Genomic DNA, 21,035 nt, shown 5'->3' on the forward strand with positions numbered 1-21,035 from the left:
AATCGGTTTCATTTCCGCCAAAAAGAAAGGCAGGCGCTGCGGCCTGCCTCTCCCTCTAGATTCTATTTTTCAATCAGCTGCCCACTGACCACCAGCCGCGGCGTTTTGGTTTGGGCGGTGCTTCCGGTTCCGGGTCAGCAGCAGCAACCGCCATCGCGGGTTCCCGCTGTTTCTCCTCTTTCGAAGGCGCCGGTTCCGGCTGTGCGGCTTCTTCTGCAGCAGACTGTTCCGCCGACGCCTCGGCAGCTGCGTCTGGTACTGTCTCTACAGGTTCTTCCGCCGATGCAACTTCGGTTTCAGCAGCATCCGGTTTTACCGGTGCAGCGTCACCTTCAGCAGCGGCGAGCTCTGCAGGAGCGGCACCTTCGGCTTCAGCAAGATTGTCCGCGGCAGGTTCAGCATCCGCGGCAGCAGCGACTGATACGCTTTCTGCGGCGGCTTCAGCCGGCGCTTGCGCAACGGTCTCCGCTGCAGGGGCGTTCTCAGCTTCAGCCGCGGCCGGAGCGTCCTGAACGGAGGCTTCGGCAGTCTCCGCAGCGGCAGGCGTCTCTTCCGCGGTCTCTGCCTCGGCCGGTTTGGCCTTCGGCTTGCGCGACCGGGTACGGGTGCGGCTGCGGGAAGGTTTCTTTTCCTTCACCTCTTCTGCGGCAGCGCCTTCTCCTTCGGCGGCAACTTCTGCAGGCTCAGCTGAGTCATCCTGCTGCTCCGGCTCATCAGAGGCCTCATCGCCGTTATCGTCAGCCTGGCCTTGCTCTCCGCTGCCGGATTTCCGGCGGCGGCGGCGGCGGCGCTTGCGCTTGGGCTTATCGTCCTGCGCAGCATCGTCGGCGGTGTTTGCAGCCTCCTCAACGGCAGCCGGCGCTTCTTCCTCATCCTGGCTGGCTTCTTCGGCGTCCACCTGGTCCATGATCGAAGTGTCAACCGATACCACCGGAGCAGTTGCGGCAGGCACCACCCGCGAAGCGGTTTTGAATTTCTCCAGCACAAAATCCGGGCTGACCAGATGCGGGTCGCCCTCGATCCGCACGGACAGGCCGTAACGCGCCTCGATCTGGGCAATATGCTCGCGTTTCTGATTCATCAGGAAGTTGGCGATGGACACCGGGCAGCGCACCAGCACTTCGCGGGAGCGGCGGCGGGTGCCCTCTTCCTCGATCTGGCGCAGGATCGACAGCGCCATCGAGTCGTCCGAGCGGATCAGCCCGGTGCCGTGGCAATGCGGGCACGGAGCGGTCGTCGCCTCGATCATGCCGGGGCGCAGGCGCTGACGCGACATTTCCATCAGACCGAAACCCGAAATCCGGCCCACCTGAATGCGGGCACGGTCGGTCTTCAGCTTGTCCTTCATGCGCTTTTCGACGGCGGCGTTGTTCTTGCGCTCGTCCATGTCGATGAAATCGATCACGATCAGGCCGGCGAGGTCGCGCAGACGCAGCTGACGGGCAACTTCTTCAGCCGCCTCCAGGTTGGTGTTAAGCGCAGTTTCCTCAATCGAGCCCTGTTTGGTGGCCCGGCCCGAGTTCACGTCGATCGCTACCAGCGCCTCGGTCACGCCGATTACGATGTAGCCGCCGGATTTCAGCTGCACGGTCGGGTTGAACATCCCAGCCAGGTAGCTTTCCACCTGGAAACGGGCAAACAGCGGCAGCCCTTCCTGATAGTTTTTCACGTTCTTGGCATGGGACGGCATGATCATTTTCATGAAGTCCTTGGCGATGCGATAGCCCCGCTCGCCCTCGACCAGAACTTCGTCGATCTCGCGGCTGTAAAGGTCTCGGATCGAACGTTTGATCAGGTCGCCTTCTTCGTAGATCTTGGCCGGCGCGATGGATTTCAGCGTCAGCTCGCGGATCTGTTCCCACATCCGCTGCAGGTATTCATAGTCGCGCTTGATCTCGGATTTGGTGCGTTTGGCACCGGCAGTTCGCACGATCAGGCCCGCGCCGGTCGGCACGTCCAGTTCAGTTGCGATATCTTTTAGCTTTTTACGGTCGGCAGCGTTGGTGATTTTGCGGGAGATCCCGCCGCCGCGGGCGGTGTTGGGCATCAACACACAGTAACGGCCGGCCAGCGACAGATAGGTGGTCAGGGCAGCGCCCTTGTTGCCGCGCTCTTCCTTGACGACCTGCACCAGCAGGACCTGGCGGACTTTGATAACTTCCTGGATTTTGTAACGGCGCGGGCGCGGCTTGCGCGGCGGACGGATGTCTTCGCTGTCGTCCTCATCCGCGACGGATTCGATACTGTCATCTTTGGAGGTCGCGTCGGCACGGCCGGTTTCGCCTGCGTCTTCGTCGCTCTCATCGCCGTCCGCAGTTTCGGCCTTGGCTGCCGCGGCCTCTTGCTCAGCGGTTTCTGCATCGTCCTCTGCGGCTTCCAAAACTGGTTCAGCCTCGGCTGCTGCATGCGCGTCGTCAGTGGAGACCGCCTCGGCCGCCGCTTCCGCAGGTGCTTCTTCGCCAGCAGTCTCAGCGGACACATCGTCTTCGGCCGCTTCGGGAGCAGAGGCATCGTCGTCTTCCGGCTCTTCAACCGGCGTTTCCGCGACATGATCCACTGGCGACGACCCTTCTGGCACTTCTGCCAGATCATCTGCAACCTCAGCGCTGTCGCTCAGATCGATGGTCTCCATTCCGGCGATTTCGGCGGCCTTCTCCTCAGAGGCCTCAACCTCCTTGGTTTCCACCGCATCATCAGAAGTGGCCTTGGCAGCCTTAGCCGCAGATTTAGAACGGCGCGACCGCTTGGGTTTGGCCGGCTTTTCGTCTTCTTCGTCGTCGCGGGCGCGCATCGCCTCTGCATACGCGCGCTCCTCCTCCATCAGCGCCTCACGGTCGGCGACGGGAATCTGGTAATAGTCCGGATGGATTTCGGAGAACGCCAGGAAACCATGACGGTTGCCGCCATAGTCTACGAAAGCCGCCTGCAGCGACGGCTCGACGCGGGTTACTTTTGCGAGGTATATATTGCCAGCAAGCTGGCGCTTGTTTTCGGATTCAAAGTCGAATTCCTCAACTTTGTTCCCATCCACCACCACAACGCGGGTTTCTTCCGCGTGGGTGGCGTCGATCAGCATTTTCTTGGCCATTTGTCCTTGGTGCATCTGCCCTGTGCGCCCGCAAGCCCCTGCTTCCAGGCGGCCGCGCGCGTTTCGGGTGATGTCTTGTCAGGGCGATCTCGGACGGCGCGGTGCAGCAGGTGGTCCCGGAGACAATGCCCGGCCTTCCTGCCTCAGTGCTTTTCGCTCTCGCGCGCGTCATCGCGGTTCTTCTCCGGCAGGCGGGCGCTGCCCGTCCCTGCCACATTATCCCTGTACCGGCTGCAATTCCGGTTCGGGCGCTAAACTGCCCCCTAAAGCTTAAGGGGCCAATCGGTCTGGCTGCAGTTTTCTCGGATCGTGCCGGACAAAAGCTGGAGCCAGCGAAACTCATCAGAACGGGGGAAGCCACTTGCCGGTTTCCGGCCCGTTGTGTCAGCATAAGGCCTGTGGATAGGTAATGACAATGGCCATTCGTCACCACAGGACCTGAAAATGAATACAGCCCGCCCTTAACAGGCAAGCTGTTCATTTCTAGTGATTTTTCAGATCGCCACCGAATTTCTACGACAGTTCCGGTATCGCAGGCACTGTTGAACTCAGGCCAGGTAATCCGACCGCTGCAGGCCGTATTTAGCCATCTTCTCATTCAGGGTCCGGCGCGGCAGGCATAGCTCGTCCATCACGCTGGCGATCGAGCCCTTGTGGCGGCGCATGGTGTTGTCGATCAGCATCCGTTCAAAGGCTTCCACATATTCCTTCAACGGCTTGCCTTCGGTGGTCATCACCGGCTGCATTTCCTCGTGATCGGACATCAGCAGCGATGCAATGGTGCCAGAGCCGCGGCGTGACTGCAGCACCGCGCGTTCAGCAATGTTTATCAGCTGGCGCACGTTGCCCGGCCAGGGCGCCTGCAGCAGCTGTGCCGCCTCCTGGGCGCTGACCTGCGGCGCCTCGCAACCATATTCCTCGGAGAATTGTTCGCTGAGGCGGGTGAACAGCGTGAGGATGTCCTCGCCGCGCTGGCGCAACGGCGGCACGGTGATACGCAGCGCCGCCAGCCGATAGAACAGATCCGGGCGCAGCGCGTCTTCGCAGGTCTTGCCCGCTTCCTGCAGGTTCGAAATTGCGATGATCCGGGTCTCTGCCGGCGTGCCCTGCTCGTTGATGACGCTCAGCAGCTTGGCCTGCAATGTTTCTGACAGCGCGTCGATATCTTCCAGCACCAAAGTGCCGCCGCGGGCTTCCTCGACCGCGGGCAGCATGCTGTCTTCCGGCTGCATCGGGCCGAACAGGCGCTTGGCAAGCGCTTCCTCTTCCAAGGCAGCACAAGAAATCAGCACGAATTTCTTGCCCGCGCGGCTGCCAACCGCGTGCAGCGCATGCGCCACCAGCGTCTTGCCGGTGCCGGTCTCGCCATCGATCAGCACATGACCGTCGGCCTGGCCCAGATCCAGGATATCCTCCCGCAGGCGCTCCATCACCGGGCTTTGGCCGATCAACTTCTTCATGATCTGGCCGCCATCCGACAGCTCGCGGCGCAGCGCCCGGTTGTCCAGCGTCAGACGGCGGGCACCGGTGGCGCGCTTGGCCAGTTCCGACATGCGGTCCGGGTTAAAGGGCTTCTCCAGAAAGTCGAAGGCGCCGACCCGCATTGCCTCAACCGCCATCGGCACATCGCCATGGCCGGTGATCATGATCACCGGCAGCGCAGAATCGCTGCCCATCAGCTTTTTCAGGAACTGCATCCCGTCCATGCCCGGCATCTTTATGTCGGAAATCACGATGCCGGGATAATCCGGACCCAGCACCTTCAGCGCCTCTTCAGCGCTTGAGAAAGTCTCGGTGTCATATCCGGACAATGCCAGCCACTGGCTGATCGACTGCCGCATATCCTGTTCGTCGTCTACGATCGCGATCTTCATAGCCTGAGCCATGCGCGTTCACTCCTAATCTACATCGGCTGCCTTATTCCGCAGCCTCGATGCCGTCCACCAGGACCGGCAATTGCATCTCAAAGACCGCACCGCCGTTCTGGCCGTTGCGGGCGGTCAGCCGTCCCCCAAGGTCGTTGACGATCCCCGAGGAGATGGCAAGCCCCAAACCAACCCCGTCACCAGGCTGCTTGGTGGTGTAGAACGGCTCGAACAATTTATCGAAGCCGCTGATCCCCACCCCATTGTCGCGCACAGACAGCGTCGCCGTCTCACCTGCGGCCAGCAGGATTTCCACCTCAGGCTCCGCCACAGATTTGGTGGCGTCCAGCGCGTTGCGCAAGAGGTTGACCATCACCTGTTCCAGCCGCATCCGGTCGCCCATCACCATAACAGGTTCTTCGGGCAAAATCCGGGTGATTTTCACATGCCGCTGCCGCAGCTGCGGCTCCATCATCGACAGGCTGGAGGCCAGCGCATCGCCCACGTTTACAGGGCTGAACGTATCGCCGCCCTTGCGCGCGTAGGATTTCAGCTGGCGGGTGATCGCGCCCATCCGTTCTATCAGATCATCAATCCGGCCAAAGGAGGCCAGCGCCTCGTCCGGACGGTTCCGTTTTAGCAGCAGCCGGGCACCGGCCAGATAGGTTTTCATCGCCGCCAGCGGTTGGTTCAGCTCATGGCTGACAGCCGCCGACATTTCACCCAAGGCCGCCAGTTTCGAGCTCTGCGCAAGGCTCTGTTCAGCCACGGCAAGGGTCTTTTGCATCCGTTCCCGCTCGGCAATTTCCCGCTGCAGGCGCGCATTCAATACGCGAAGCTCTGCCGACTCGCGCTGGAACAAGGCCATACGCAGCGCTGTTTTCCGGCTCAACGCATAAAAGGCCAGCGCCAGCAAGATGGCGAATCCCATAATTTCCAGCGCAAGCACCGCGTTAACCCGCTCGCGCACCGAGGAATAGGTGGTGAAGGACGCCATCCGCCAGCCCTGGAACGGCACCCGAGTCTCCAGCCGCATCACTGCCTCGCCCTGCAAATAGGCGTCCGGCGGCAGCACGGTCCAGTCTGTGGTGGCCCGGATCGCCCGCTGGATGGCGCCTTCGGGCGTCTGCAGGGTCAGCGCATCGCCTTCCTTAAGCCCGCGCCAGCGCGCCTCGGTGGCAAGAATGATGTTTCCAGTGCTGTCAGTCACCAGCACAGCATCGGATATCCCAGCCCAGGCGCGTTCAAACTTTTGCAGATCAACTTCAACCACAATAGCGCCGAGCACGCCCGTGGCATCGATCATCCGCCGGGAATACGTAAAACGGTAACCGCCCACTTCCCGCGGGATCACCGAGAAGACTGTCGACTTGGCCCGGATCGCATCGACAAAATAGGCGGCATTGCGATGGCTCCCGCCCAGCCGGTTGCGGTCGGTTGCAGCCACGGTGCGGCCATCCTGCGCCAGCAGCATGATCGAAGCCGCGCCGATTTCATCCACAAAGGAGATAAGCCTCTGCGTAGACAGGGAAAAGTCATTGGACTGCAGGGCCGAAATCAAGGTCTGGTCGCGCGCCAGAAGCTGCGGCACAATCGCATGCTGACGCAGTTCGCTCAGCAGGTTGCCGGAGTACAGCGCCAGCCGCAGCTCGGCCCGGTTGCGGGTGCTTTCAGTAAAGCGGTGGGTCAACGCCCGGTTGGTGGTCCACACGGTGGCAGCCGCCGCCAGCATGAACAGCACAAGTGACAGCCGCGCACGCCAGGAAATCGTGCGCGAGCCGGTCTTCCGCTTGGGTTTGGTCACATCTGAGCGCAGGGCGGTCATAAACTATACCTATTGCGGCCGCCCCGCTTCCTCAAGTCACGCCGCAGTGACCATGCCCGCCAATGCGCGGAACACTGCCGCACCATCGGTGCCGCCATGCCCTTCATCCGCAGCCCGCTCCGGGTGCGGCATCATGCCCAGAACACGGCGGTTTTCCGACAGAATACCGGCGATATCGGCAACCGAACCATTGGGGTTGTCCGCATAGGTGAAGGCCACCCGGTCCTGATCCTGCAACGCCCTCACGGTCTCTGCATCAGCAAAATAATTGCCGTCATGATGGGCAATCGGCACCCCGATCACGTCACCCGCGCTGTACCCTTGAGTAAAGACACTCTCAGACGTCGCCACCTTAAGGTCCACGGTGCGGCAAATGTATTTCAAGCCTGCGTTGCGCAGCAGCGCCCCCGGCAGCACGCCGGTTTCAGTCAGGATCTGGAAACCGTTGCAGACTCCAATGGCATAGCCGCCGCGATCGGCATGTTCGATCACTGCCTTGCAGATCGGCGATTGCGCCGCGATAGCACCGCAGCGCAGATAGTCGCCGTAGGAGAAGCCGCCGGGCACGCCGACAATATCAATCCCTTCGGGCAGTGCGCTGTCCTTGTGCCAGACCATCGACACGTCGAATCCGGCCTGCTCAAACGCCACCGCAAGATCGCGGTCGCAGTTCGAACCCGGGAAGACTACTACCGCCGCCTTCATCACTGCAGCTCAATGCTGTAGGATTCGATCACAGTGTTGGCCAGCAGTTTTTCGCACATTGCGGTCACGTCAGCCTCGGTTGCACCCTTGGCCAGATCCAGATCAATCACCTTGCCCTGACGCACGCCTTCGACCTTGTCAAAGCCCAAAGCCCCCAGTGCGTGGCGCACGGCCTCGCCCTGCGGATCCAGAACCCCGTTCTTCAGCATCACATGCACCCGTGCCTTCATCGCATCATCCCTCAGGTTTTCGATGGCGAAGCCCCATCCAGGCTTCTTCTTTGCAATATATTCAAATCCCGCCCGTGCACCGGACGCGACACATTCTGTTCTGCGGTTCAGTTCACCAGTGTCGGCTTGCCCGGCGCCGGCGGGTTGTTCGGCATCACCCCCAGACGGCGCGCCACTTCGCTATAGGCGTCCGTCAGGCTTCCCAGGTCGCGGCGGAACACGTCCTTGTCCAGCTTCTGGCCAGTTTTCACGTCCCAAAGGCGGCAGCTGTCAGGGCTGATCTCGTCCGCGATCACCAGACGCTGGAAGTCGCCCTCGTAAACGCGGCCGATCTCGATCTTGAAATCGACCAGGCGGATGCCGACGGCCAGGAACACGCCGGACAGGAAGTCGTTCACCCGCAGCGCCAGGCTCAGGATGTCGTCCATGTCCTGCTGGCTGGCCCAGCCGAAGGCAGCGATGTGTTCTTCGGTGACCAGCGGATCGCCCAGGCCATCGTCCTTATAGCAGTATTCCACAATCGGGCGCGGCAGCTGGGTGCCCTCGTCGATGCCCAGGCGCTTGGAGATCGAGCCTGCAGCATAGTTACGCACAATCACTTCCAACGGCACGATTTCGCAGCTGCGCACCAGCTGCTCGCGCATGTTCAATCGCTTCAGGAAATGAGTCGGCACACCGATCTGCCCCAGGCCCAGCATGAAAAACTCGCTCAGGATGTTGTTCAGAACGCCCTTGCCCTCGATCACGTCGTGCTTTTCAGCATTAAATGCGGTGGCGTCGTCTTTGAAGTACTGGACGATGGTGCCCGGTTCGGGGCCTTCATACAGTGTCTTGGCCTTGCCTTCGTAGATTTTCTTGCGACGCGCCATTGGGAGCCTTTCGGGTCAATGCCGGGAATCCGGCCCTGCGATGTGCCGCTCTCATAGTGCAAGGGGACCTCAGCCGCAAGCTTGCTGCACGGGCTCGCGCCCTGGCGGCTGCCGGCACCAGCAGCCCGCCCGCCTAGCAGCAGGCACAAAGGCTTTATCAAAAACAGTTTCTTCTTGCCCTCGGCAACGATCATGCTCCTATCATTAGACAGGTGCAAACGGTTTATGAGGATCAGTCATGACTACATTTGACGAACGCGAACAGGCGTTTGAGGCCAAATTCGCGCATGATGAGGAAATGCAGTTCAAAGCCCGTGCGCGGTGCAACAAACTGGTCGGCCTATGGGCGGCAGAACTGTTGGGGAAAAGCGGCTCATCCGCCCATGATTACGCCCAGTCCGTTGTCGCTGCCGATCTTGAGGAAGCAGGCCATGAGGATATCGTGCGCAAACTGACCGGCGACCTGGGACAGCGGGCAAGCGAAACCCAGATCCGCAGCAAACTGCTGGAAATGATGCCGCGGGCGCAAGAAGAAATTCTGAGCCAATCCGGCTGATCACCGGGCCGGCCGCCAAGCCTGCCCGGTGCTTTCTGCCCGCTTCCCGCCGCGGTGCCCACCGGTATCGCAGTCCTTCTGCTGCCGCTTCAGCCAGCCTGCACTGCCCCGTGAATGCGCCGGGCATAGTGTGCTGCATGACCGGCTGGCGCGGGGCGCACTCATAATGAAGATGAAGAAAATGAAATTGCCCTTACCCGCCCGGCATGACACAGGGGTTACAGACCGATTTGCCGCCCTGACGCCCTGACGCCCTGACGCCCTGACGCCCTGACGCCCTGACGCCCTGACGCCCTGACGCCCTGACGCCCTGACGCCCTGACGCCCTGCTGAAACGGGATTAAACTGATGACAAACACTTTCAAACAGCTGCTGGAAACCAACGACGCCCTGCTGGCGGATGGTGCAACCGGCACCAATCTGTTCGCTATGGGCCTGCAGGCCGGCGATGCGCCGGAACTGTGGAACGTCGACGAACCGCAGAAGATTCTGGCGCTGTACAAGGGCTCGGTTGATGCGGGCAGCGACCTGTTCCTGACCAACAGTTTCGGCGGCACCGCCGCCCGGCTGAAACTGCATGACGCCCAGGGGCGCGTGCGCGAGTTGAACCGCGTCGCCGCCGAACTTGGCCGCGAGGTGGCCGACAAGACGGAACGCAAGATCGCGGTGGCTGGCTCTGTCGGCCCAACAGGGGAAATTTTTGAACCTGTTGGCGACATGTCCCATGCTTTGGCGGTCGAGATGTTCCACGAGCAGGCGGATGCCCTGAAAGAGGGCGGCGCCGACGTCTTGTGGCTGGAAACCATTTCCGCGCCGGAGGAATTCCGCGCCGCGGCTGATGCATTCAAACTGGCGGATATGCCGTGGTGCGGCACCATGAGCTTTGACACTGCAGGCCGCACCATGATGGGGGTCACCTCTGCTGACCTTGCCCAGCTGGTGGAGGAATTCGACAATGCGCCGCTGGCTTTCGGTGCCAATTGCGGCACCGGCGCCTCCGACATTCTTCGCACCGTTCTCGGCTTTGCCGCACAAGGCACCGAGCGTCCGATCATCTCCAAGGGCAATGCCGGCATTCCGAAATATGTCGACGGCCACATCCATTACGATGGCACGCCCGAGCTGATGGGCGAATACGCGGTCATGGCCCGCGACGCGGGCGCCAGGATTATCGGCGGCTGCTGCGGCACCATGCCCGAACACCTGCGCCACATGCGTGCGGCGCTCGACAGCCGCCCGCGCGGTGACCGTCCGGCGCTTGAACAGATCGTCGACGTGCTGGGCCCCTTCACCTCCGACGGCGACGGCACCGGCGATGATGCAAACACGGGTGGCGAGCGCCGCTCCCGCCGCCGCCGCCGCGCCTGAAGGCGGCAATTGCCCCCCCCCTGAAATAACGGCGCCGCATGCCATTATGCGGCGCCGTATTTCATTCGTGTCCCAGCCCCCTCGGTGTCTTCCGCCCGCCCTCTCAGAGCCATGTGCTCCGCCGCCCGGCGGCAGTTTGCCAGCGCCGGTCTGCAGTCCTGTGTTCAGACCGGCTCGCCAGCCCGGCCTAGCCGACAATCCTGAAACCGCTGATCCCCGGTTCGGGATCGGTCCGCTCCGTCAGGACATCCTTGACCGAGGCGGCACCGGGGCCGCGCCCCATTCTGCGCACCATATCGGCAACGCTGGCGGCCGGCCCCATCAGCAGGGCCCGCACCGAACCGTCAGGCTCATTGCGGATCCAGCCGGACAGCCCGTGCCGCACCGCTTCCGCCCTGGCCCAGGTGCGGAAGGCCACGCCCTGCACACGTCCAGTGACCCGTGCTTTCACAGCGACAGACGTCATAGCCCACCTTCCTTTCCCTCAGATACGGCCCCAGCATAGCACAAAACCACTGCTCCGGCTGTGGAAGATTGGATCAAAACAACGCCAGCTGATCGCCCGGCTGCGGCGGGCGGGCAAACAGATCGCTGCGCAGCGGCTCCGTCCGCTCTTGCAGGCCCAGCCGCTTGCAGGCTGCCTTGAACCGCTGGGCGATCATCTCGGCGTAACGCCCCTCACCCCGCATCCGGTGGCCCCAGCGCGGATCATAATCGCGCCCGCCATGCATTTCCCGCAGCATCGCCATCACCTTGGCCGCACGGCCCGGCTCATTTCCGGCCAGCCATTCCTGCCACAGCTCCGACACCTCCCGCGGCAACCGCAGCATGATCCAGCTGGCTGCATCAGCGCCCGCTTCCGCCCCGGCCGCCAGTAGCGCTTCCAGCTCATGGTCGGTCAGCCCCGGCACGACCGGGGAGGTCATCACCCGCACCGGCACGCCCGCCTGCGTCAACCGCCGGACCGCAGCCAGCCGCCTGGCCGGCAAAGGCGCCCGCGGCTCCATCCGGCGGGACAGGTCAGGGTCCAGCGAGGTGAGGGAAATCCCCACCCGCACCAGCCCTTTGGCCGCCATCGGAGTCAGAATATCCAGGTCCCGCTCCACCATCGCTCCCTTGGTGACGATCGCCACAGGATGGTTGAAATCCCGCAGAACCTCCAGGCAGCCGCGGGTGATGCGATGGTCCCGCTCGCACGGCTGGTAAGGGTCGGTGTTGGTGCCAAGCGCCAGCACGGCCACCTTGTAACGCGGCGCCAACAGTTCCTTGCGCAGCACCGCGGCCGCATTGGGGCGTGCGACCAGCCGGGTTTCAAAATCCAGCCCCGGCGACAGGCCAAGAAAGGCATGGCTGGGCCGCGCAAAACAATAGATGCAACCATGCTCGCATCCGCGATAAGGGTTGATGGACCGGTCGAACGGCAAATCCGGCGACCGGTTGTAACTGATCAGCGACCGCGCAGACTCTAGCCGTACTTCGGTGGGAATCACCTCCGGATCCGGCTCCTGAAACCAGCCGTCATCCACCTTGCTGCGGTCCAGATCGAACCGCCCCGTCGCATTGCTGAGGCTAGCACGCCCTTTGCGTCGCGTGGCATGTTGGGTGATTTCCTGCGGCATGTGCGCAACATATCCACCGCGAGGGAACAAATAAAGAACAAACTGGAAATTTCGAAGATTTCCATGTGAATTCTTCATTATTATTGCGCCGAATTTGTCTCTATACGTCGGTTAGAACAGCGGCAATGTCGCAAATAATGCAGTTCACCGGCTGTATTCTGTCACAAAAGCCCCTGAAACAGGCCAACACCGGGGACACCCCCGTCAGCAAGGATTAGGCGCATGTCGGACGAAGAAGACATCATCCTCTCGGAACTCGATGACGAGGAACTTGTTCAGCAGATGTTTGACGACCTCTATGACGGTCTCAAAGAGGAAATCGAAGAAGGCGTTGGCATTCTACTGTCCCGCGACTGGGCACCTTATGACGTTCTGACCAAGGCCTTGGTTGGCGGCATGACCATCGTTGGCGCCGACTTCCGCGACGGCATCCTGTTTGTCCCCGAGGTTCTGCTGGCCGCCAACGCAATGAAGGGCGGCATGGCCATTCTTAAACCGCTGCTGGCTGCAACCGGCGCCCCTCAGATCGGATCGATGGTTATCGGCACCGTCAAGGGCGACATCCATGACATCGGTAAAAACCTGGTTTCGATGATGATGGAAGGCGCCGGCTTTGAAGTGGTCGATCTGGGGATCAACAACCCGGTCGAGAACTACCTGGAAGCCCTGGGAGAGCACAAGCCGGACATCCTCGGCATGTCGGCCCTTCTGACCACGACCATGCCTTACATGAAGGTGGTGATCGACACCATGGTCGAGCAAGGCCTGCGAGATGACTACATCGTGCTGGTTGGCGGCGCGCCGCTGAACGAAGAGTTCGGCAAAGCAATCGGCGCCGACGGCTATTGCCGCGATGCCGCCGTGGCCGTTGAAATGGCCAAGGATATGGTGGCGCGCAAGCACAACTCGATAAGCGCCTGATTTGGCACGCAAAGGACGCGCAGCCCGCTTGACCGAGCGGGCTGCCTTCCGCCCTCCGACCGGGCGGACGCTTGAGGAAAGCTCCCTCACCGAACAGGGGCTCGCCGCCCCTGAGAAAAAGACCGGCCGTATCCTGCTGATCGCCTGCGGTGCGCTTGCGCGTGAAATCCTTGATATCAAGGCGAAAAACGGGCTGGATCACATCGACCTCACCTGCCTGCCCGCAAAACTGCACCTCTACCCGGATCAGATTATAGATGCCGTCGACGGCGCCGTGGCCAAATACTCAACCACATATGACAAGATTTATGTAATCTATGCAGACTGCGGAACAGGCGGCGCGCTAGAGCGCAAATGCACGGAACTCGGCGTGGAAATGGTCGCAGGCCCGCATTGCTATTCCTTTTTTGAGGGCAACGACGCCTTTGCGGCCCGTACCGATGCGGGTGAAATCACCGCCTTTTACCTGACCGACTTCCTGGTCAAGCAATTCGATGCCTTTGTCTGGCGCCCGATGGGGCTCGACAAGCACCCGGAACTGCGGGACATGGTGTTCGGCAATTACACCAAACTGATATACCAGTCGCAGATCAGCGACCCCAAGCTGGTGGAAAAAGCCCGCGACTGCGCAGACCGCATGGGGCTGGAGTTTGAGCACCGCCACACCGGCTACGGCGATCTGGAAACCGCGATTTCCAACTGGGCCAAGTAGGCCCTTCATCTTTCAAGAAATACTCCGGGGAGCGCGAGGGGCCGCCCCCTCGCCCGGCCGGCCTCAGGCCTGCGCCATCGCGGTTTCGCGGATCCGCTCGATCATCGACCGCAACCCGTTCGAGCGTTGCGAAGACAAATGTTCGTTCAGCCCAAGCCGTCCCAGTTCCGCCCTGGCATCCACGGCAACTACATCCTTGAGGCCCAAACCATTGTACAAGCAGCGCAGCACGGCAATCAGTCCCCGCACAATCATCGCATCGCTGTCACCGTCAAACCGGAATTCCCCGTCTTCAACCGTGGCATGCAGCCAGACCTGGCTGGCGCAGCCGTCGACCTTGGTTGCAGGCACTTTCAGCGCGTCATCCAGCGGCCGCATCGCCTTGCCCAGATCGATGACATGGCGGTAACGGTCTTCCCAGTCCTCCATGAACTCGAAGTCTTCCACGATCTCTTCAAAGGCGGCAGTGGCCATCGTCCGTTATCCTCAAAATCCGTTTCCGGGGGCAGTTCAGCACCTAAGCCCCTGCCCGCCCCATTTCAACCGCTTTTCAAGCTTCCGCCAATGGGGTAATCCCTTGCAAAGACATTTTGAATGGGCGGGGACAGATGCACAAACCATTGGCTCTTACATTGGCCTGCGCGCTGATGCTGGCAGGCTGCGGCGGCTGGAAACAGTCGCGGATCAACCCGTCCAACTGGTTTGGCAGCTCCGCGCCCGCCGAAGCGCCAGCACCGGGAAACAGCAACCCGCTGCTGCCGCAAGAAAGCAACGCCCGTGGCCTCTTTGCCCGCCCCGAGCCCAAGGACACCTCCGTCCTGGTCAGTCACGTGACCGGTATGCGGATAGAACGCACCGCATCCGGCGCCATCATCTATGCAACTGCCGTCGCTGCCCGTCAGGGCGCCTATGATGTTGTTCTGCGGCCGGTCGAAGACAATGATGAAGGCGTCCTGAGCTTCGATTTCCGGATTGTCTATCCAGAGGATGGCACGCCAACCGGCAGCGAGTCCAGCCGCACTATCCATGCCGCCCGCACAGTTACGAATCAGGATCTGGCCGGCATCCGCACAGTGCGTGTGAATGGCGCGGAAAATGCCCGCGAAAGCCGCCGCCGCTAACCCCATGACCGCTTAAAAAGGAAAACGCCCGCAATCGTTGCGGGCGTTTTTCTATGTGCCTGCTGTTGGCAGCGGCCGAGGCGTCTTACAGCTCCACCACCTGAACCGCCTGGCCTTTGGCTGCGAGGCCGATCTTGCCCTCGCAAAGCCGCAGGGCATCGGCGCCAAACACTTCGCGGCGCCAGCCGCTGAGGGCCGGGACATCGCGCAGGCCCGCCGCAATCGCGTCCAGGTCCGCGCTGGGGGCGATCAGCTTGGCCGCCACCCCCTCTGCTTCGGTCTTGGCCTTCAGCAGCACCCGCAACAGATCCGCCAGCGCCGGATTCACTTGCTGCTTTTCCTTGCTGCGGTCCATCCGGGGCTGGTCTTCGGGCGGGCAGTCTGCCCCCTTGGCCACGGCCGCCAGGATACCTTCGGCAATTGCGCCCTTGCGCGCCTCGCGCAGCAGCAGGCGGGAGCCGCCCAGATCGCCAGGGTTGCGCGGCTTGGTCGAAGCAAGCTCGACCAGCGCATCATCCTTGAACACCCGGTTGCGCGGCACATTGTTGGTTTGCGCATAGGTTTCGCGGAAGGCGGCCAATTCACGCACCACGGCCAGAAACTTACCCGAAGAGGTCCGGGTTTTGACCCGTTTCCACGCATCTTCGGGCTGAATGTCATAGGTCGCCGGATCGGTCAAAACCTGCAACTCCTCGGCCACCCAATGCGACCGGCCGCTCTTTTCCAGTTCAGCGGCCAAGAACTCGTAAATATTGCGCAGATGGGTCACATCGGCCAGCGCATAGGTCTTTTGCGCCTCGCTTAACGGCCGGCGCGACCAGTCGGTAAAACGCGACGTCTTATCGACACCCTGTTTGACGATCTTGCGCACCAGGGTTTCATAGCCTGCCTGATCGCCAAAGCCACAGACCATCGCCGCCACCTGGGTGTCGAACAGCGGCTTGGGGAAGACGCCTGCGTCAACCCAGAAGATTTCCAGATCCTGGCGGGCAGCGTGGAACACTTTGACCACGTTCTCATCGCGAAACAGCGTATAAAGGGGCTCCAGCGAGATGCCGTCGGCCAGCGGGTCAACCAGAACCGCATCGTTCTCACCATCCCCCGCAAAGGCCAGCTGGATCAGGCAAAGCTTGGAATAATAGGTCCGTTCCCGCAAAAACTCGGTATCCACCGTGACATAAGGATACTGTGCGGCGGTTTCGCAAAAGGCCTGCAGGTCTTCGGTGGTGGTCAGAGTTTTCATAAATTCCGGCTTTTCAATCTCATGTGGGCCGGGACGTGATACGCGCTTGTCCCAGGCAATGCAATCAGCCGGACCTCAGCCCAGCTGAACCAGCGTATTGTCACCCGCCGCGAAGCGGCGCAGCACTGCCGGGTAAAGAAGATGCTCCTGCACCAGCACCCGGGCCGCCAGCGTATCCGGCGTGTCGTTTTCCAGCACCCGCACCCGTGCCTGACCCAGAATGGGGCCGTCATCCAAGCGCGGTGTCACCTCATGCACGGTGCAGCCGTGTTCGCCGTCACCGGCCTCCAGCGCGCGGGCGTGAGTATGAAGCCCCTTGTACTTCGGCAGCAGCGAGGGATGGATGTTCAGCATCCGGCCCTCGAACAGCGACACGAAACCCGCAGTCAGCACCCGCATGAAACCAGCGAGGCAGACAATGTCGGCACCGGCCTCGATAACCGGTTTCGCCAGCTCTGCTTCAAACGCTTCACGGTCGCCAGCAAAGGGACGGTGGTCCACCACAGTAGTGGCAACGCCAGCAGCGGCTGCCTTGGCCAGCCCGCCGGCACCGGCATTGTTGGACAAGACCAGACATGGCCGTGCCGGGTGGTCGCCGGTCATGCTCTCCAGAAGCGACACCATATTAGAGCCGCCGCCGGAAATCAGGATTGCGACCTTTTTCCGGCTCACAGCAGCTTGCCGGAATAACGCATGCCGGCACCTGCGGTAACTGCGCCCAGACGCGCAACGGTCTCACCCTCTGCTTCCAGCAACCCGGCCAGCGCATCTGCGCGGTCAGCAGAGACCGACAGGATCATGCCGATCCCGCAGTTGAATGTTTTGAGCATCTCGGCTTCAGCTATGCTGCCGGTATCTGCCATCCATTTGAATACCGGCGGCAGGTCCCAGGAATTCAGGTCGATATCGGCGCCCAGGTCCCCGGGCAGCACCCGCGGCAGGTTCTCGGTCAGTCCGCCGCCGGTGATATGGGCCAGCGCATGAACGCCGCCTGCCCGTACCGCGGCAAGGCACTGTTTGACATAGAGACGGGTCGGGGTCAGCAATGCTTCGCCCAGCGATCCATCACCGAAAGGGCAATCGGCATCCCAGCCAAGCCCCGAGACCTCCACCAGCTTGCGTACCAGAGAATAGCCGTTTGAATGCACGCCGTCAGACGCCAGCCCCAACAGCACATCGCCCTCCTGCACGCCTTCCGGCAGTGCCGTGCCGCGCTCCATCGCGCCAACGGCAAAGCCTGCAAGGTCGAAATCGCCTTCCGGGTACATGCCCGGCATCTCAGCCGTCTCACCGCCGATCAACGCGCAGCCGGAGCGGACGCAGCCCTCGGCGATGCCCTCTATGATGCGGGCGGCGGTTTCGGACTCCAGCTTGCCGGTGGCGAAATAGTCAAGGAAAAACAGAGGCTCAGCGCCTTGGCAGACCAGGTCGTTGACGCACATTGCAACCAGGTCGATGCCAACACCGTCCACCACGCCGGTGTCGATGGCTATCCGCAGCTTGGTGCCGACACCATCGGTGGCGCCTACCAGGATCGGGTCGTTGTAGCCGGCGGCTTTCAGGTCGAACAGCGCACCAAACCCGCCCAGCCCGCTCACCACGCCGGAGCGGTTGGTGCGCTTGGCAGCCGGCTTAATCCGGTCAACCAAGGCGTTGCCCGCATCAATGTCCACACCTGCGTCTGCATAGGTCAAGCCGTTCTTGCCGCTGGTCATCACTTGGCTCCTTCAAATCGGTTGCGCAGCCTTTAGCGCAAGGCGCCTCGGAAGGAAACAAAGGAATCCGCCGCGCCATCACAGACTGCACGCCGGGGGGATTTAACAGCTTCTGAACCGGCCTCAATGGCCCAACTGCCAAGGGGCCGCCTGATGGGCATAGCCGACCGCCTGGCGCAGCACCCGGCGCAGCGCGTCTGGGTCGGCCCGCACGGCAATTTCACCGGTGCGGCCTGCAATCACCGCTTGACCTTGCCCGCGCCATTTCCTAACCACCAAACCATGGCGGGCCTGTAGCTCAACGGTTAGAGCAGAGCGCTCATAACGCTTTGGTTGGGGGTTCGAATCCCTCCAGGCCTACCATAAAGTCAAAGACTTAAGGCTCAGCTGCGGTTTCCTCGTGGGTTCATTGAACCTGAGGCTTCAGAGATCTCACCTATTTCGCGGCTTCGGTCATTGGTTGTTCCACCTGTCCAGTCGCCTCATTTGACTTCTAATACGCACTGGCAAGCGGAGCGTGAATCTGCTGCATCCGCACCGGCGCGGTGGGTCGTCTGCCGCTTAGTCCGGATATCATACACTCGATGCAGGCGCCCAGATCGAACGTTTCCCTCGTCAGAAAAAGCATCCCAAACAACACTGTCGAAGTCGTGGATCTTCGGGCCAATCTCTCCCAAGAGGCGGCCGAGCCACCTCTGATCAAATTCTGGCGCATCTGAAACCAATGTCTGGCCCGCGACTGTCTACAGCAACCACGCGGTAACTTCATCAGCACTCTCGGCGTTGTCGAGATCAGAGCGCGGGATGCTGTGAACGGCTTCGCTATTTGGGTCCCAGTCGTCCTCGAACCATTCGATCCGCGGACGAATGAGGCAGCTCTCCGCGACGGCTCTTTTTCCGTCAAGCCATGCGAGACCAACCTCGATAGGCCACGAAGCTGCACTCAAGGAGGAAGCTTCGAAGTCTATAAAAATAGGGCTGACAAAGCTCAAAAACACCTCCTTGAGATCTTCATTGTTCCAGCATTTTCCACCTCGAAATATACACGGCGCATCTCTTGGGAGGGCTCGGCGAACTGTATTCTGCTATTTCCACGTCAAGTTACACACCCGGTCCCGACCCACAATCGGGGAAGGCCAAATAGAGATCCGCACCGATCTCGGCACAACGAAGCTGAGTCTCAGAGCCGGCCAAGATGAATCCTAACACATGCTCAATCAAGGTGACTTTCACACTTCTGCCATCATAGTGTCATCGTCCGGCGTCCGTTCGATCTGGCTGCGCACGACCTGGAGACCATGAAGAAGCGGCTGAAAGCCTTGGAGGCCCGTGCCGCCCAGGACGGCATCCTGCTCACCGAGGCGCAGATGGCCGCGCTGGAGAAAGCCCAGCAGAAGAAGGAGGCGTATGGCGTGATCGAAAGCCATCATCCTGGTTACCTCGGCAGTCAGGACACCTATTACGTGGGCACGATGAAGGGCGTGGGACGCATCTACCAGCAGACCTTCATCGACACCTACGCGCGGGTGGCGGCCTGCAAGCTCTACACCGAAAAATCCGCGATCACTGCGGCCGACCTGCTGAACGACCGGGTTATTCCCTTCTTTGCCGAACATGGCGTCAGCCTGCTGCGCACCCTGACGGACCGCGGCACCGAATATTGCGGTAAGGTCGAAAACCACGCCTATCAGCTCTATCTGGCCGTCGAGGACGTGGATCACACCAGAACCAAGGCGAACAGCCCCCAGACCAACGGAATCTGCGAGCGTTAACGCCATCCGTTGACGCGGCAGACCCATGCGCCGCTCCGGTACATGTGCCGACAGGATGCGCGCACTGCCGCCGCCTTCCCATGCTGGCGCGGCGCCAGGGCGAATCCGCTTTGCAATGCCGCCATGTTCATGCCTGCGCCGCCGCGCGCTGCGCCCGCGCCTCATCAGCAATATCGCGGCACTTCTGCAGGGCCACCCGGTGCCGGTCACGAAACTCAGCCTCTTCAGGGGTGCGGATCTTGTCGAGGCCATGCCAGAGGATCCGTTTTTCAACCGCGCCTGTGAATGCAAGTTCGCACATCACTAGCCGCGCGACCTCCTTGCGCACGACGCGCGGTGCAACCTCCGCCGCCGACCAGTTACCCCCGGAATCGCGGTCCACAAAGCGCTCAATGGCGGCATCTACAGAAGGATTCTTGTATTGCCCGGTGCCCGTAATCGCGCGCTCCTCCGCCGTCTTGTCGTCAGCAGGCGTGGGCACCTTCGTCAGTCCCAGTACGGCCTCCTCCTCGGTCAACCCTTCGCACTCACATGCGAGCCACTGGACCAGTTCACACGAGCTACGATGATCTGCGATCCTCTCTTGCGGGACCACCAGTGCCAGCTTCCTCTTGCCCGCGCGCTCATCATGAACGATCACGAATTCGATCCGAAACAAATTCGGGTTCATATCCTCCGGCGCGATCACGCCACGGGCCAACCGCTCCTTATCTTTTTGGTAGACTCGGAGCCAGACTCCGCGCTTGCAATACCGCTTGCGGCCATTACGCTTGAGGCCGAGGTAACGCAGCCAGTACAGCGTCTTTCCTCCTTGATCGTCGCCCTCGACCTCTGGGTGATGCACCTCCAGGGAGGGGCTGCGCGCATTCATGTAGTTCTGCAACCGCTCGAACAAGCCCGGCTGGTCAGTATCAATGCTCGCGTCCGCCCGGCTGACGAGCTGAGGGCCGAGGTGTTTGCGCACCAGCGGCGCGACCCGGGCGCACTCGCCATTGCCGCCGCTGATTTCCAGGCTCGGCATGTTCCGGCTGTGCCCGCCCCTGACGGTGACAAAGGCCTTGCCCTGCGTCGGGTGGGCGCCGAACTGAAAGCCAATCTTGTAGCCCTGCCGCCCCTCGCCTTCTGCGCGTTTATGCAGCCCTGCCGCGACCACGAACCGCAACAGCGAATCGAGGGCCTTGCCCTCATGCGCTTCCGCCGCTTCGCGCTCCGGGCGAAGTACCGGACCACGCGCAAGCTTGTTATAGCCCTTCTGATCTCTAAGGGCCTCGGTCAAGCCGGAATTCTCGCCGCTGCCGTCGATCTCGTTCGTCATCGTGACGCTTAGGTAGTCGAGGAAGAACCGCGCCGGGATCGCCACCATGCGCCCGGTCGTTTGCTTCGCCCGAGACTTGCGCCCAGATGCCCCACCCTTTGGGGGCATCGG

Annotated in this window: 20 protein-coding genes, 1 tRNA gene and 1 pseudogene; 7 read left to right on the forward strand and 15 right to left on the reverse strand. The window is 61.5% G+C overall.

Annotation, left to right across the window (positions count from 1 at the left end; translation table 11 throughout):
* Positions 1-73: 73 nt before the first annotated feature.
* The 6 genes from AC0KW6_RS02995 to purC form a co-directional block, all read right to left on the reverse strand.
* Positions 74-3,088 carry an Rne/Rng family ribonuclease gene (locus tag AC0KW6_RS02995; RefSeq protein ID WP_323779201.1) on the reverse strand — a complete coding sequence of 1,005 codons (3,015 nt, stop codon included), beginning with the start codon at positions 3,086-3,088 and terminating at the stop codon, positions 74-76.
* 548 nt (positions 3,089-3,636) lie between these two features.
* On the reverse strand, positions 3,637-4,974 hold the full coding sequence (locus AC0KW6_RS03000; protein WP_024090346.1) for a sigma-54-dependent transcriptional regulator: 1,338 nt from the start codon (positions 4,972-4,974) through the stop codon (positions 3,637-3,639).
* 31 nt (positions 4,975-5,005) lie between these two features.
* A complete protein-coding gene (locus AC0KW6_RS03005) occupies positions 5,006-6,778 on the reverse strand; it encodes an ATP-binding protein (protein WP_323779197.1) in 1,773 nt (590 codons plus the stop codon).
* 36 nt (positions 6,779-6,814) lie between these two features.
* The gene (purQ, locus tag AC0KW6_RS03010; RefSeq protein ID WP_474034031.1) at positions 6,815-7,483 is read right to left on the reverse strand and encodes a phosphoribosylformylglycinamidine synthase subunit PurQ; all 669 of its coding nucleotides are present in this window, start codon (positions 7,481-7,483) and stop codon (positions 6,815-6,817) included.
* Positions 7,483-7,713 carry a phosphoribosylformylglycinamidine synthase subunit PurS gene (purS, locus tag AC0KW6_RS03015; protein ID WP_323779194.1) on the reverse strand — a complete coding sequence of 77 codons (231 nt, stop codon included), beginning with the start codon at positions 7,711-7,713 and terminating at the stop codon, positions 7,483-7,485. Before purS ends, purQ begins: the two co-directional genes overlap by 1 nt.
* Positions 7,714-7,820: 107 nt before the next feature.
* Positions 7,821-8,582: a phosphoribosylaminoimidazolesuccinocarboxamide synthase gene (gene purC / locus AC0KW6_RS03020; protein WP_024090350.1), complete on the reverse strand. Its 762-nt coding sequence runs from the start codon at positions 8,580-8,582 to the stop codon at positions 7,821-7,823.
* 238 nt (positions 8,583-8,820) lie between these two features.
* Here purC and AC0KW6_RS03025 point away from each other — a divergent pair, with 238 nt between their 5' ends.
* Positions 8,821-9,138 (forward strand): DUF1476 domain-containing protein, encoded by a 318-nt coding sequence (locus tag AC0KW6_RS03025; RefSeq protein ID WP_474034033.1) that lies wholly within the window; start codon positions 8,821-8,823, stop codon positions 9,136-9,138.
* A 348-nt stretch (positions 9,139-9,486) separates the two neighbouring features.
* Positions 9,487-10,506, forward strand: a complete 1,020-nt coding sequence (bmt, locus tag AC0KW6_RS03030) for a betaine--homocysteine S-methyltransferase (protein WP_474034034.1) — start codon at positions 9,487-9,489, stop codon at positions 10,504-10,506.
* 187 nt (positions 10,507-10,693) lie between these two features.
* On the opposite strand, the gene AC0KW6_RS03035 is transcribed toward bmt, so the two are convergent.
* Both AC0KW6_RS03035 and AC0KW6_RS03040 read right to left on the reverse strand, forming a co-directional pair.
* Complete coding sequence (locus tag AC0KW6_RS03035) at positions 10,694-10,972, reverse strand: acylphosphatase (protein WP_323779188.1); 279 nt, start codon at positions 10,970-10,972, stop codon at positions 10,694-10,696.
* A 73-nt stretch (positions 10,973-11,045) separates the two neighbouring features.
* The gene (locus AC0KW6_RS03040) at positions 11,046-12,125 is read right to left on the reverse strand and encodes a PA0069 family radical SAM protein (protein ID WP_323779186.1); all 1,080 of its coding nucleotides are present in this window, start codon (positions 12,123-12,125) and stop codon (positions 11,046-11,048) included.
* A 222-nt stretch (positions 12,126-12,347) separates the two neighbouring features.
* Between AC0KW6_RS03040 and AC0KW6_RS03045 the strand changes: the two genes are divergently transcribed.
* Positions 12,348-13,046: a corrinoid protein gene (locus AC0KW6_RS03045; protein ID WP_474034036.1), complete on the forward strand. Its 699-nt coding sequence runs from the start codon at positions 12,348-12,350 to the stop codon at positions 13,044-13,046.
* Position 13,047: 1 nt separating this feature from the next.
* Positions 13,048-13,758: a DUF1638 domain-containing protein gene (locus AC0KW6_RS03050; protein ID WP_474034037.1), complete on the forward strand. Its 711-nt coding sequence runs from the start codon at positions 13,048-13,050 to the stop codon at positions 13,756-13,758.
* Between the two features lie 63 nt (positions 13,759-13,821).
* Here AC0KW6_RS03050 and AC0KW6_RS03055 read toward each other — a convergent pair whose 3' ends face one another.
* Positions 13,822-14,232 (reverse strand): SufE family protein, encoded by a 411-nt coding sequence (locus AC0KW6_RS03055; protein ID WP_024090359.1) that lies wholly within the window; start codon positions 14,230-14,232, stop codon positions 13,822-13,824.
* A gap of 134 nt (positions 14,233-14,366) precedes the next feature.
* On the opposite strand from AC0KW6_RS03055, the gene AC0KW6_RS03060 reads away from it, so the two are divergent.
* Positions 14,367-14,879: a hypothetical protein gene (locus AC0KW6_RS03060; protein ID WP_323783615.1), complete on the forward strand. Its 513-nt coding sequence runs from the start codon at positions 14,367-14,369 to the stop codon at positions 14,877-14,879.
* Between the two features lie 85 nt (positions 14,880-14,964).
* Here the strand turns inward: AC0KW6_RS03060 and rnd are convergent, their stop codons facing one another.
* The 4 genes from rnd to AC0KW6_RS03080 form a co-directional block, all read right to left on the reverse strand.
* Positions 14,965-16,122, reverse strand: coding sequence for a ribonuclease D (gene rnd / locus AC0KW6_RS03065; protein ID WP_323783613.1), 1,158 nt, complete (start codon positions 16,120-16,122; stop codon positions 14,965-14,967).
* Positions 16,123-16,197: 75 nt separating this feature from the next.
* Entirely contained in the window at positions 16,198-16,794 is a 597-nt protein-coding gene (gene purN, locus AC0KW6_RS03070) for a phosphoribosylglycinamide formyltransferase (protein WP_474034038.1), read from the reverse strand.
* On the reverse strand, positions 16,791-17,837 hold the full coding sequence (purM, locus tag AC0KW6_RS03075; protein WP_323783609.1) for a phosphoribosylformylglycinamidine cyclo-ligase: 1,047 nt from the start codon (positions 17,835-17,837) through the stop codon (positions 16,791-16,793). Before purM ends, purN begins: the two co-directional genes overlap by 4 nt.
* 123 nt (positions 17,838-17,960) lie before the next feature.
* The gene (locus AC0KW6_RS03080; protein ID WP_323783607.1) at positions 17,961-18,116 is read right to left on the reverse strand and encodes a hypothetical protein; all 156 of its coding nucleotides are present in this window, start codon (positions 18,114-18,116) and stop codon (positions 17,961-17,963) included.
* Positions 18,117-18,124: 8 nt separating this feature from the next.
* Between AC0KW6_RS03080 and AC0KW6_RS03085 the strand changes: the two genes are divergently transcribed.
* Positions 18,125-18,200: transfer RNA gene (locus tag AC0KW6_RS03085), tRNA-Ile, on the forward strand.
* Positions 18,201-18,580: 380 nt separating this feature from the next.
* Here AC0KW6_RS03085 and AC0KW6_RS03090 read toward each other — a convergent pair.
* A complete protein-coding gene (locus AC0KW6_RS03090; protein ID WP_474034039.1) occupies positions 18,581-18,829 on the reverse strand; it encodes a hypothetical protein in 249 nt (82 codons plus the stop codon).
* Between the two features lie 250 nt (positions 18,830-19,079).
* Between AC0KW6_RS03090 and AC0KW6_RS03095 the strand changes: the two are divergent.
* Positions 19,080-19,606 (forward strand): annotated as a pseudogene (locus tag AC0KW6_RS03095) (transposase family protein); the annotation flags it as partial.
* 130 nt (positions 19,607-19,736) lie between these two features.
* Here the strand turns inward: AC0KW6_RS03095 and AC0KW6_RS03100 are convergent.
* Positions 19,737-20,972 carry a hypothetical protein gene (locus tag AC0KW6_RS03100; protein WP_474034040.1) on the reverse strand — a complete coding sequence of 412 codons (1,236 nt, stop codon included), beginning with the start codon at positions 20,970-20,972 and terminating at the stop codon, positions 19,737-19,739.
* Positions 20,973-21,035 lie beyond the last annotated feature (63 nt).

Source organism: Leisingera sp. SA215, from assembly GCF_055902035.1.